Below are 12644 nucleotides of genomic sequence, written 5' to 3'. Positions count from 1 at the left end.
TAATTCGGCTTCGGTGGTGGCTCGGCCTCTTCGGGGGTTACCCGCATGGTCTATCGCCCGATTCGATTTTTCGCCGTCTAATCATTCAGCCACATCCTCGAGGGAATGAGGTTTCATGTTTCGAAGAATTGTTGTCGCGGTTGCAGTTCTGGTCCTCACCGGGCTTGCCGTGACGCCTGCGTCGGCGCAGCCGGCGGCTCAACCGCCGGTGGCGGCCGGCACGAGCAGTTGTGCCGCGATCCGCGCCTTGCTGCCGATCGCGGGCGACGGGAACTATGTGCTGAACACCGGGTCCCACCTCGTTCCCGTCTATTGTCACGACATGGCCGGGACGCCGCGGGAATACATCACGCTCACCCCCCAACTTCTCGCAATACACAGTCGGTGGCGTGACACGGGGCACGAATGTCCGCACCACGTTCACCCGGGTGCGGATCGACCCGGCGACCCTGCTGGTCGACATCAACGACGTCACGTTCGCCACCAGCACCGGATCGGCCGTGCAGCCGGGGCCCTTCGTCATCGAGTCCATGCCTTACGCGGTGGCCGGGTCGTGTGACCACGCGGCCAGTGGCGTCGGCCGGGTCGATCTCGGTGGCACGGCCTTCGTGCTGGCCGCCACGTGGGTCGTCGGCGGGTTCGAACCGGAGGGCGGCGCCACCCTCAGCGCCGACGGCCGCAGCGCCGACCTCGCGGGTGGCGGCTACTGCGGCTCGATCACTCCGGCGCCCGCCATCTACAACCCCGTCAACCCTGCCGTTCCCGACTTCCACCTCCAGCTCGCGTGCGGCCCCCACACGCTGGTCGACGTGCTGCTCGGCCGGGCGTGCGTGAACCTCGCCTGAGCCCGGCCGATCCGGGTGGGCCGTGCCACGCGGTTCGCCCGGGCGCGGGTGCCCGGCCGGCGGCGTAGGTTCGGACGATGAGCGACTGGTCCTCGGGCGAGGCCTACGAGCGGTACGTCGGACGGTGGAGCCGCCGCGTCGCCGCGGCCTTCCTCGACGGCACGATCGTGCCGCCCGGGGCGCGCTGGCTCGACGTCGGCTGCGGCACCGGTGCGCTGGCGTCGGCGGTGCTGGCCACGGCCGATCCGGCCGGCGTCCTCGGCGTCGACCAGGCCTCGCCGCTCGTCGCCCACGCCCGCCGGCTGGCCGCCGACCCGCGGGCGGCCTTCGTGGTCGGCGACGCGCAGGCCCTGCCCGTGGCCGCCGACGCGTTCGACGCCGCCGTGAGCGGGCTGGCGCTCAACTTCGTGCCCGACCCGCACCGGGCGGTCGCCGACTGGGTCCGGGCCGTGAAGCCCGGGGGAGTGGTGACCGCATACGTGTGGGACTACGCCGAGGGCATGGAGCTGATGCGCTGGTTCTGGGACGCCGCGGCCGAGCTCGACCCGGTCGTCGCGGACCTCGACGAAGGCCGCCGTTTTCCTTTGTGCCGCCCGGATCCGCTGAGTCGACTGTGGACGGAGGCGGGCCTGACGGGCGTGGTCGTGCGCGCGATCGGCGTCCGCACCGCGTTCGCCGGCTTCGACGACTACTGGCTGCCGTTCCTCGGCGGCCAGGGCCCGGCGCCCGCCTACGCCGTGCAGCTGTCCGAAGACCACCGCCGAGCCCTGCGCGACCTGCTGCGCGCCCGGCTGCCGATCGCCGCGGACGGCACGATCACCCTGACCGCGCGGGCGTGGGCTGTGCGGGGCAGCGTGCCGCACCGCTGACTCGCCGGAAATCCCGTGTTCTCAAGCTATTCTCGGTTTCGTGGGCGGACGGCGGGTCGACTGGGCGGCGTTGCGGACCCCGCGGGACGAGGTTCCCGCGGAGGGCGTGCGCGAGCGCAAGAAGCGCGAGACGCGTCGCCTGCTGTTCAACACCGCCACGGAACTCTTCCTGGCGCGCGGCTTCGACGCCGTGCGCGTCGCCGACGTCGCACAGGCCGGTGGCGTGTCAGAGAAGACCGTCTTCAACTACTTCCCCGCCAAGGAATCCCTCATCCTCGACCGGCCCGACGCGACCCTCGCCGCTATGCGCACCGAGCTCGGCGACCCGGCCCGCACGCCCGTCGAGGCCGTGCTGCGCATCCTCGCCGGCGAGCTGGCCGCGGTCACCGGCTGGCTCGCCGACCAGCGCGACCGCCGCGCCGCGGGAGCGGGGTTCCGCCGCTACGGCGAGCTGATCCGCTCCACGCCGGCGCTGGCCGCCTACCAGCGCGATGTCCTCGACGAGCTCGCCGACGGCGCCGCGCAGCTGCTGGCCGTGCGCGCGGGCCTGGCCACCGCCGACCCGGAGCCCCAGCTCGCCGCGACGGCGCTCGTCGGGCTGTGGCGCGTGCAGTTCGGCAGCCTCGCCAAGCACGTGGACGCGGGCCGCACGCCGGCACGGATCCGCGGCGCCGTGACCACCGACGTGCTGCGCGCCGCCCGGCTGCTGGAGTCGGGCCTCGGCAGCTTCGCGCGCACCCGGCGTCCGGCGGTGAAGGACACCTCGAAGGACGCCGCCACAAGACCACAGGGGTGAAGCCCCGGCCGGGAAAAGACCGGCGAGTACGAAACCGGCACGGACTTCGCGCCGCACGAGTTCCGGCGCCCCAACGTCCAGAGTGGCCGCCAAAGGCGGAAACTCGCACGCTCACCCGGGGTTCGCGCGAAGTTTCTGTGACTGTAAGTTTACGGCGACCCCGCAGCGTGTGACGGTGGGAGCGGGTCATCCGGCAGGTTCACGACGGCGAGTAATTCTTGATTGATTCCAGAAGCTGCGGCACACTGCCAGGCGTGCCAACGACTTCGGACTTCGAGCGCATGCTACGCGGAGCGGCTCTGCGGGTGACGCGTCCTCGGATGGCGGTGCTGTCCGCGGTGCACGATCATCCCCACGCCGACACCGCGTCGCTCATCGGTGCCGTGCGCGCGGATCTCGGCGAGGTGTCCCACCAGGCCGTCTACGACGTCCTGGGCGCCCTGACCTCCGCGGGTCTCGTGCGGCGGATCGAGCCCGAGGGCTCGGTCGCGCGATACGAGGCACGGGTGGGGGACAACCACCACCACGTCGTGTGCCGGTCGTGCGGTGCGATCGCCGATGTCGACTGCGCGGTCGGCGCCGCGCCCTGCCTGACCGCGTCCGATGACCACGGTTTCGTCATCGACGAGGCCGAGGTCATCTACTGGGGCCTGTGCCCCGACTGCAACACCGTTACCCACACTGATTCCCGGAAGGATTCCCGTGTCTGACACCCCCAACGCCGAAGTCGGCGAGATGAACGTGGAGAGCGCGGGCGGGTGCCCCGTCCACACGGGGCGCTTCGCGCACCCCACCGAGGGCGGCAGCAACCGTGACTGGTGGCCGAACCAGCTGAACCTCTCGATCCTCCGGAAGCATTCGGCCGTGGCGAACCCCATGGACGAGGACTTCGACTACGGCAAGGAGTTCCAGACCGTCGACCTCGACGAGCTGGCGCGCGACGTCGACGCGGTCCTGACCACTTCGCAGGACTGGTGGCCCGCGGACTTCGGCCACTACGGCGGCTTCATGATCCGCATGGCGTGGCACAGCGCCGGCACCTACCGCATCGAAGACGGCCGCGGCGGCGCGGGCGCCGGCATGCAGCGCTTCGCGCCGCTGAACAGCTGGCCGGACAACGGCAACCTGGACAAGGCCCGCCGTCTGCTGTGGCCGGTGAAGAAGAAGTACGGCAAGAAGATCTCGTGGGCCGACCTCATGGTCTTCACGGGCAACCGCGCCCTGGAGACCATGGGCTTCAAGACCTTCGGCTTCGCCGGTGGCCGCGCCGACGTGTACGAGCCCGACCAGGACGTGTACTGGGGCCCGGAGCGCACCTGGCTGGGCGACGAGCGCTACACCGGTGACCGCGAGCTCGAGGCGCCGCTGGCCGCCGTGCAGATGGGCCTGATCTACGTCAACCCCGAGGGCCCGAACGGGAACCCGGACCCGGTGGCCTCGGGCCGCGACATCCGCGAGACCTTCCGCCGCATGGCGATGAACGACGAAGAGACCGTCGCGCTGATCGCCGGAGGCCACACCTTCGGCAAGACCCACGGTGCCGCCGACGCCGACGAGTTCGTCAGCGCCGAGCCCGAGGGCGCGCCGCTCGAGGAGCAGGGCCTGGGCTGGAAGAACAGCTTCGGCTCGGGCAAGGGCCGCGACGCGATCACCAGCGGTATCGAGGTCACCTGGACCCCGACCCCGACCAAGTGGAGCAACTGGTTCTTCCACAACCTGTTCACCTACGAATGGGAGCTCGAAACCGGCCCCGGTGGCGCGAACCAGTGGAAGCCGGCGAACAACGCGGCCGCGAACACCGTGCCGGACCCCGAGACCGGTGAGCTCAACCGCGCGCCCGGCATGCTGACCGCGGACCTCGCGCTGCGCTTCGACCCGATCTACGAGCCGATCTCGCGCCGCTTCTACGAGAACCCGCAGGAGTTCGCGGACACCTTCGCCCGCGCCTGGTACAAGCTGACCCACCGCGACATGGGCCCGGTCCAGCGCTACCTCGGCGCGCTGGTCCCGGACGAGGCCCTCATCTGGCAGGACCGCGTGCCGGCCGTGGACCACGAGCTGGTCACCGACGCGGACGTCGCGGACCTCAAGGCCAAACTGCTCGACTCGGGCCTCACCGTGGCGCAGCTCGTCTCCACCGCGTGGGCGTCGGCCTCGACGTTCCGCATCGGTGACAAGCGCGGCGGCGCCAACGGTGCCCGCCTGCGCCTCGAGCCGCAGCGCGGCTGGGAAGTCAACAACCCCGACGAGCTGGCGCAGGTGCTGACCACGCTCGAGGGTGTCCAGGAGGCCTTCAACGGCGCCCAGTCGGGTGGCAAGAAGATCTCTCTGGCCGACCTGATCGTGCTGGGCGGCGCCGCGGGTGTCGAGAAGGCCGCGAAGGACGCGGGCGTCGAGATCACCGTGCCGTTCACCCCGGGCCGCACCGACGCGACGGCGGAGCAGACCGACGCCGAGTCGTTCGTGCCGCTCGAGCCGAAGGCCGACGGGTTCCGCAACTACCGCGGCAAGGGCAACCGCCTGCCGAGCGAGTACCTGCTCATCGACCGCGCGAACCTGCTCGACCTGAGCGCGCCCGAGATGACCGTGCTCGTGGGTGGCCTGCGCGTGCTGGGCGCCAACTACCAGGCGTCGAAGCAGGGCGTGCTCACCGAGACGCCGGGCGTGCTGACCAACGACTTCTTCGCCAACCTGCTCGACATGGGCGTGGAGTGGAAGACGGTGTCGGAGGACGGCGAGGCCTTCGAGGGCCGCGACCGCGCCACCGGCGAGGTCAAGTGGACCGGCAGCCGGGTCGACCTGCTCTTCGGGTCGAACTCGGAGCTGCGCGCCGTCGCCGAGGTCTACGCCGCGGACGACGCCAAGACGAAGTTCGTGAAGGACTTCGTGGCCGCGTGGGACAAGGTCATGATGCTGGACCGGTACGACCTGATCTGAGTGTGACGCGGGGGCCCTCGGGCTCCCGGTGACGTCGGAGAAGGGGGCGGGGACCGCGGGTCTCCGCCCCCTTTCTTGTGCCCGGAAAACCGCCGAGCCGCAGGTCGCGGCTGTCGTGTGGGCTCTCAGATCACGGTGTGGTGTACCGCTGGTTGACACGGCGGCTCTGCGGGGTGCACTATCGTGATTAATCCCGTTGGAAACGTTTCCAACTCTCGGATCGCGAACTTGGAAACGTTTCAAAATCGTGAGCCGACACAGACCACTACCGAGGTTTGAGCGACGATGACGTCAACACGGGCCACGCTGATCCAGGTGGCCGAGCGCGCCGGGGTGTCCCTGGCCTCGACCTCCCGTGCGCTGCACGGGGCGGGCGCGAGCAAGGCGATGGTCGAGCGCGTCCGGGCCGCCGCCGAGGAGCTCGGGTACAGCGCCGACGCGATCGGCCGGTCGCTGCGGATGAAGAAGACGTTCCAGGTCGCGTTCGCGGTGGCGGACATCGGCAACCCGGTCTACGTCGAGATGATGCGGGCGATCCACGAGGTGCTCGCGCCCCACGGCTACCGGGTGGTCGTCATGTCGACAGGGGACACCTCCGACTCCACGATCGAGCTGGTGCGCAGCCTGGGCAGCGGCTTCGTGGACGGCATGATCGTGAGCCCGCTGCGCACCGACGACGGCCTGATCACCGAAATCCAGCAGGCTCCCGTGCCGGTCGTGGTGATCGGGCGCGCGATGGACGACCGCGGCATCAGCTCCGTGTCCACCGACTCCGCGGGCGGGATCGGCGAAGCGGTGCGCCACCTGCGCGCCATCGGGCGCCGCCGCATCGGCTTCCTCAACGGTCCGGTCGACACCACGCCGGGTGCCTCCCGCCAGCGCGGTTTCGACGCCGCGGTCAACGCCGGTGACCTCGCGGCCGAGCACATCGAGCGCGAGACCGCCGAGGACTTCACCGTCGGCGCCGGCCTCGAGGCCGCCCGCCGGATCCTGGCGCGAGTGCCCGAGGGCGCACCGCAGCTCGACGCGCTCGTCGCGGCCAATGACCTGCTCGCCATCGGCGCCATCCGGGCCGTGCGGGAGCTGGGCCTGTCCGTGCCCGAGGACGTCGCCGTGACCGGCATGGACGACACCGAGATCGGCCGCGTCTTCCAGCCCAGCCTCACAAGCGTGTCTCTCGGCGCGAGCGAACGCGGGCGCGCCGCGGCCCGGCTGATGCTGCAGCTCGCCGACGACCCCGACCAGCCGGCCCAGCAGGTGTCGGTCGGCGCGGAGCTCGTGGTGCGCGAATCCACCACAACGGCCACCGAACGGGGTGCGCGATGACAGTGCGGCTTGTACTCATGCGGCTTGTGCCGATGAAGAAGGGCCCGGCTGCCGGCCGGCCCTCCGCCGACGAACGGCCGGCGCCCGGGACCACCGACCCGACGGTGACCACCGGGACGACCGGAACCGAGCGAGGTGACCGATGACGACCCCGTCGCTGACCGAGCCGAAGCGCGGCGCCGCGCAGCCCCCGGCCCCGCGGTCGAAGAAGCGCGTGAAGCCGATGGCGCGCACGCGCCGGCGTGAGGCGATCGCGCTGGTGCTGCCGTCGTTGATCCCGATCCTGGTGCTGAGTGTGGCCCCGCTCGTGGTCGGCGTGTTCCTCGCCTTCACCAACGCCCGCCTCGTGCGCCACCCCGACTACAGCTTCGCCGGCCTCGACAACTTCGCGCGCCTCGGTGGCAACGCCTTGTTCTGGGACTCGCTGCGGATCGGCATGATCTGGACCGTCGGCGTGACGCTGCTGCAGCTCGCGGCGGCGATGGGCCTCGCGCTGCTGCTCAACTCCGGCCTGAAGCTGCAGGGGCTCACTCGGGTACTCGCGCTCGTGCCTTGGGCGATGCCGCCCGTGGTCGTGGCGATCATGTGGCAGATGATCTACTCCGCCAACGGCGGACCGCTCAACGCGTTCCTCGGCGCGGTCGGCCTGCCGAGTGACATCAACTGGCTCGGCGACTTCTCCACGGCGCTGCCGGCGGTGATCGTCGTCGGCGTGTGGGTCGGGATGCCGCAGACCACGGTGACGCTTCTGGCCGGGCTGCAGCAGATCCCCGGCGAGCTGCTGGAAGCGGCGGCGGTCGACGGTGCGAGCGCGTGGCGGAAGTTCACGGCCGTGACGTGGCCGGCGATGCGCCCGATCGTCACGTCGATCACCTCGCTCAACTTCATCTGGAACTTCAACTCGTTCTCGTTGGTCTACGTGCTCACCGCCGGTGGGCCGGGCGGCAAGACGATGGTCCCGGTGCTGTTCATCTACCTGGAAGCCTTCAAGAACCGCGAGATCGGCTACGCCGCGGCGATGGGACTCGTCGTCGTGATCGTGGTGGTGCTGATCCTCGCCGTGTACCTGCGGTCGCAGTTCCGCACCGAAGACCGCGCGGAAAAGGGGCGTTGAGCCATGCGCTTGCTCGTTCGTCCGGCCCAGTACGTGGCCCTGGCGCTCTACATCCTGTTCCTCGGGTTCCCCCTGCTGTGGCTGATGTCGGCCTCGGTGAAATCCTCGGGTGAGCTCAACTCGCTCACGGTCAACCTGCTGCCGCAGGAATGGCACTGGGAGAACTACACCGAAGCCCTGACGCGCCAAGGACTTCTGCACTCGGCGTGGAACAGCCTGCTCGTGGCGCTGGCCTCGACGGTGCTGTCGATCATCATCTCCGTGCCGGCGTCCTACGTGCTGGCCCGGCTCAAGGGCAAGGTCCGCATCGCCGGCGTCGGCTGGATCCTGGTGAGCCAGGTCTTCCCGGTGGTGCTGATCATCCTGCCGCTGTTCCTGATCCTGCGGACGCTCGGGCTGGCCGACAACCTCGTCGGGCTCACGCTCGTGCACACCACGTACATGCTGCCGTTCGCGTTGTGGATGCTGCAGGGGTACGTGGCCGCGATCCCCACGGAGCTCGAAGAAGCGGGCGCGATGGACGGCGCGAGCCGGTTCACCGTGCTGCGCACGATCGTCTTCCCGTTGCTGATGCCCGGCGTCGTGGCGACGGCGATGTTCAGCTTCGTGTCTTCGTGGAACGAGTTCTTCTTCGCCCTGGTGCTGTTGCAGTCGCCGGAGAACTACACGCTGCCGATCACGTTGAACACGTTCGTGGGCGGCGAGGGCAGAACGGCCCTCGGACCGCTCGCTGCCGGCGCCGTGCTCGCGGCGATCCCCAGCATCGTCTTCTTCAGCATCCTGCGCCGGAAGCTGACCAGCGGGCTCATGGCCGGGGCGGTGAAGGGATGACCCCGTACCCGCCGGCGAGCCCGGAACCGCAAGTCCCCGAAATCCCATTCCCCCAACAGAAATCCCCGAAAGGTCGGTCGATGAAGACACGACGCCTGCTGGCCGCGGCCAGCCTGATGGTCACCGCCCTGCTCGTCGCCGCGTGCGGCAGCGGCAGCGGCGACGCGAGTGGCCCCGTCACCCTCACGTTCCAGTCCCTGTCCGACCAGCCGGCCGCGATCGCCGAGACGCAGAAGATCGTCGGCTCCTGGAACACCGCGCACCCCGACGTGCAGGTCAAGATCGTGCAGGCCGGCTGGGACAGCGTCTACGACAAGCTGATCACCCAGTTCAACGCCGGCACCGCGCCGGACATCGTGCACTACGAGGCGGCGGGCATCGAGCCGTTCGCCGAGGACGACTACCTCGCCGACCTCACGCCGTACCTGTCGCAGGCCAAGCGCGACGACTTCCAGAAGGGCGTGCTGGACTCGGTGACGTTCGGCGGCAAGGTCGTCGCGTACCCCACCGAGGTGCAGTCCTATGTGGTCTTCGCGAACAAGAAGCTGCTGCAGCAGGCCGGCGTGACCGTGCCGACCGGCAAGACGATGACCTGGGACCAGCTGCGCCAGATCTCCAAGGCCACGACCAAGGGCGGCAAGTACGGCCTCGGCTGGGGCCTGTCGAGCCCGACCGCCGCGTTCGTCGCGCTGGCCCCGGGCTTCGGTGGCAAGTACTTCCAGGGCACCGGTGACCAGGCCAACCTGACGGTGGGCGAGGGCGAGCAGGCGCTGCCCAAGCTCGTGAACGAGATGGCGTACCAGGACAAGTCGATCCTGCCCGTCACGCTCACGCAGTCGGGTTCCAAGGCGCTCGCGCCGTTCTACGCCGGCCAGATCGCGATGACCGTGCAGGGTTCCTACCAGGCCGCGAACATCGCGAAGGACGCGCCGAAGGGCTTCGACTGGGTCGTGCTGCCCCCGCTCGCGGGCCCGGCCGGCCCCGCGCAGGCCGCGAGCCCGCAGACGCTGTCGGTGAACAAGGACTCCAAGCACGTGAAGGAAGCCGCGGACTTCATCGACTACTTCACCAACACCGACAACCTGGCCGCGATGAACGAGGCCGACGCCCTGATCCCGCCCACCAACTCGGCTCGCCAGGCGCTCGCGACGAAGCTCGCCGGGAAGACCGGCTGGGACCAGATCCTCGCCTCGGGCCAGTACATCACGTCGGCGCCGTACCTGTTCGCGAGCAAGTACCCGCAGTGGAAGGACACCATCGCCACGCCGGCGTACCAGCAGTTCCTCGGACAGAAGATCGACGCGAACGGCCTCGCCACCCAGCTGCAGAACGGCTGGAAGAGCGTCACCACCAACTGAAGTACGGACTGGAGCGGATTCTCTTGACCTGGCTGGAAGACCGGGCGGTCGCGGTGATCACCGGCTCGGCCGTGGGCGACGCCCTCGGCGGTGCCGTCGAAGGGTGGACCCCCGAGCAGATCGAAGAACGCCACGGCGGCCGCGTGACCGGCATCGTCGGGCCCTGGTACCCGAACTGGCGCGAGGCGCGTCCCATCGCGCCTTACCACAAGGGCGACGGGCACATCACCGACGACACCCTCATGACACAGGCGCTCGTGGAGGTGTATGCGAAGCGCCGCGACCACCTCGACGCGTTCGCGATGGCCGAGGACCTCGTGCCGCTGATGATCGGCGAGCCGCGGTGGGTGCCGGAGCTCGAATCCACGGCACTGCTGCTGCAGCGGGTGTTCCTGGCGGAGAAGTGGATCGTCGCGCGGCTCCACTACGGACACGTGGACCCGCGTGAAGCCGGTGTGGGCAACGTCGTCAACTGCGGTGCGGCGATGTACATCGCACCGGTCGGCGTGGTCAACGCGGGTGACCCCCGCGGCGCCTACGCCGAGGCGATCGACCTCACCGGCGCGCACCAGGCCAGCTACGGACGCGAGGCGGCCGGCGTGCTGGCGGCCATGATCGCGGCCGCGGCCGCCCCGGGCGCGACACTCGACGACGTCGCCGCGGCGGCGCTGGAGCTCGCGCACGACGGCACCGCGGAAGCGCTTCGCGCGGTCGTGGCGGCCTTCGGTGCGACGGCCGCGGCGCCGACTTCCGACGAGGAGGAACGCGCGCTGGCCCGTCGGGTGCGGGAGGTCGTGGCGCCGTTCGACTCCGTCGGCCCGGAGTACCGCCGGATGTCGATGGACGCGCGGCGCCCGTCGCGCACCAAGTCCATCGAGGAGCTGCCCGCGGCGCTGGCCTTCGTGCTCGCGCACCGCGGCGACTTCCGCGGTGCCGTGCTCGCGGCCGTGAACTACGGCCGCGACGCGGACTCGATCGCCGCCATGGCCGGGGCGATCTGCGCCGCGCTCGGCGGCACCGGCGTGGTGCCCGCCGAGTGGCTCGACCCGATCAGCGAGGCCAGCAAGATGGACATTGCGGCGACCGGCCGGCTGCTGGCCTCGGCCGCGGCGGACATCATGCGGGCCGACCGTGAGCGGGCGCAGGCCCGGGTCAAGGCGCTCGACGGGACCCTGTCGGCACTCGTTTCGGAGGCCTGAGCGTGAGGCTGACCTGGGCCCAGCCCGAGGACCTGCTGGCGCACGAGCTCGTCCAGTCCTCTGTGGAGGGTCGCGACACGGCGGACGTGCGGATGCGCTGGGTGGCGGCGGGCGGCGACCCCGTCCCCGCCGTGAGCGGCGCCGGGCCCAATCCGGCGCCGCCCGCCCTGCGGGCACTGGCGCGCACGCTGCTCGGCGAGCTCGCGGCCGTCCCGGCCTCGCCGGCGCCCGACGAGCCGGACGAGTGGGACGCGATCGTCGCCACGCTGCCGGCCGCGCCGGACCTGCCGTCGGGCCTGCGCGACGGCAGGGTGCTCGGCGCGTGGACCGGGCGGGCCGCCGGGTGCCTGCTGGGCAAGCCGGTGGAGAAGATCCCGCGTGAGGGCATCGAGGAGATCCTGCGCGCCACGGGCCGGTGGCCGCTCGAGAAGTGGTTCACCGCCGTCGGGCTGCCCGCGGACGTCGCGGCGAGGTGGCCGTGGAACAAGCGCTCGGCGCCGACGTCGCTCGAGGAGAACATCCACGGCATGCCCGAGGACGACGACCTCAACTACCCGATGCTCGCGCTCACGCTGCTCGAGACGCGCGGGCGCGGGTTCACCACCGAGGACGTCGCGCAGCTGTGGCTCGACAACCTCCCGGCCGGGCGCGTGTTCACGGCCGAGCGGGCGGCCTACCGCAACATCCTCGACGCCCGCCCGGTGCCCGAGACCGCGACGCACCTCAACCCGTTCCGCGAGTGGATCGGTGCGCTGATCCGCACGGACGTGTTCGGCTGGGTCTCCCCTGGCGACCTGCGCGCGGCCGCGCGTCTCGCGTGGACCGACGCCCGCCTGAGCCACACCCGCAACGGTGTCTACGGCGCCATGTGGGCCGCGGCCCTGGCCTCGGCGGCGATGGTGTGCGACACCGTGGACGAGGTGCTCGATGCCGCGGCCACGGTGATCCCGCCGGGCAGCCGCCTCGCCGAGGCGGTGCGCCTCGGCCGTGCGGCTGCTTCGTCCGGTGACCTCCGCACCGGCCTCGACCGCCTCCACGCCGCCTACGGCGACCTGCACTGGGTTCACGTGCTCGGCAACGCGGCCGTGATCGCTTACGCGCTGGCCAAGGGCGCCGGCGAGTTCGGCCCGAGCGTCTCCATCGCCGTCACGGCGGGCTGGGACACCGACTCGGCCGCCGCCACGGTCGGCGGTGTGGTCGGCGCTCTGCGCGGCGTGCCGGGAATCGGCGAGCAGTGGGTGACGCCGTTGGACGGCCGCATCGCGACGTCCCTGCCGGGCGGCGAGCAGAAGATCACCGACCTGGCGGCTCGGACGGTCGCGCTCGCGGAGCGTGTGTCGTGAGGGCGCGCCGGTTCGCGGTCCCGGCA

At 70.8% G+C, this 12644-nt stretch carries 11 protein-coding genes and 1 pseudogene; all 12 read left to right on the top strand.

What is annotated here, in order from left to right; genetic code table 11:
• Positions 1-115: 115 nt before the first annotated feature.
• Positions 116-298: pseudogene (locus tag AB0M56_RS31230) on the top strand (hypothetical protein); the annotation flags it as partial.
• A 91-nt stretch (positions 299-389) separates the two neighbouring features.
• Positions 390-845 carry a GON domain-containing protein gene (locus AB0M56_RS31225; RefSeq protein ID WP_364182492.1) on the top strand — a complete coding sequence of 152 codons (456 nt, stop codon included), beginning with the start codon at positions 390-392 and terminating at the stop codon, positions 843-845.
• A gap of 77 nt (positions 846-922) precedes the next feature.
• Positions 923-1714, top strand: coding sequence for a methyltransferase domain-containing protein (locus AB0M56_RS31220; protein ID WP_364182489.1), 792 nt, complete (start codon positions 923-925; stop codon positions 1712-1714).
• Positions 1715-1754: 40 nt separating this feature from the next.
• The gene (locus tag AB0M56_RS31215; RefSeq protein ID WP_364182486.1) at positions 1755-2510 is read left to right on the top strand and encodes a TetR family transcriptional regulator; all 756 of its coding nucleotides are present in this window, start codon (positions 1755-1757) and stop codon (positions 2508-2510) included.
• A gap of 254 nt (positions 2511-2764) precedes the next feature.
• Positions 2765-3220, top strand: a complete 456-nt coding sequence (locus AB0M56_RS31210) for a Fur family transcriptional regulator (protein WP_220239390.1) — start codon at positions 2765-2767, stop codon at positions 3218-3220.
• Positions 3213-5447 (top strand): catalase/peroxidase HPI, encoded by a 2235-nt coding sequence (gene katG / locus AB0M56_RS31205; protein WP_364182483.1) that lies wholly within the window; start codon positions 3213-3215, stop codon positions 5445-5447. The genes AB0M56_RS31210 and katG overlap by 8 nt, the downstream gene beginning before the upstream one ends.
• 285 nt (positions 5448-5732) lie before the next feature.
• A complete protein-coding gene (locus AB0M56_RS31200; protein ID WP_364182480.1) occupies positions 5733-6773 on the top strand; it encodes a LacI family DNA-binding transcriptional regulator in 1041 nt (346 codons plus the stop codon).
• A gap of 142 nt (positions 6774-6915) precedes the next feature.
• Positions 6916-7887: a sugar ABC transporter permease gene (locus AB0M56_RS31195; RefSeq protein WP_364182477.1), complete on the top strand. Its 972-nt coding sequence runs from the start codon at positions 6916-6918 to the stop codon at positions 7885-7887.
• A 3-nt stretch (positions 7888-7890) separates the two neighbouring features.
• The gene (locus AB0M56_RS31190) at positions 7891-8718 is read left to right on the top strand and encodes a carbohydrate ABC transporter permease (RefSeq protein ID WP_364182474.1); all 828 of its coding nucleotides are present in this window, start codon (positions 7891-7893) and stop codon (positions 8716-8718) included.
• Positions 8719-8798: 80 nt separating this feature from the next.
• Positions 8799-10076, top strand: a complete 1278-nt coding sequence (locus AB0M56_RS31185) for a sugar ABC transporter substrate-binding protein (RefSeq protein WP_364182471.1) — start codon at positions 8799-8801, stop codon at positions 10074-10076.
• A gap of 23 nt (positions 10077-10099) precedes the next feature.
• The gene (locus tag AB0M56_RS31180) at positions 10100-11275 is read left to right on the top strand and encodes an ADP-ribosylglycohydrolase family protein (protein ID WP_364182468.1); all 1176 of its coding nucleotides are present in this window, start codon (positions 10100-10102) and stop codon (positions 11273-11275) included.
• A gap of 2 nt (positions 11276-11277) precedes the next feature.
• On the top strand, positions 11278-12618 hold the full coding sequence (locus AB0M56_RS31175; protein ID WP_364182466.1) for an ADP-ribosylglycohydrolase family protein: 1341 nt from the start codon (positions 11278-11280) through the stop codon (positions 12616-12618).
• Positions 12619-12644: the final 26 nt, after the last annotated feature.

Source organism: Amycolatopsis sp. NPDC051372 (assembly GCF_040682095.1).
Taxonomy (GTDB): domain Bacteria; phylum Actinomycetota; class Actinomycetes; order Mycobacteriales; family Pseudonocardiaceae; genus Amycolatopsis.
This window is presented reverse-complemented; position numbering and strand designations above follow the sequence as displayed.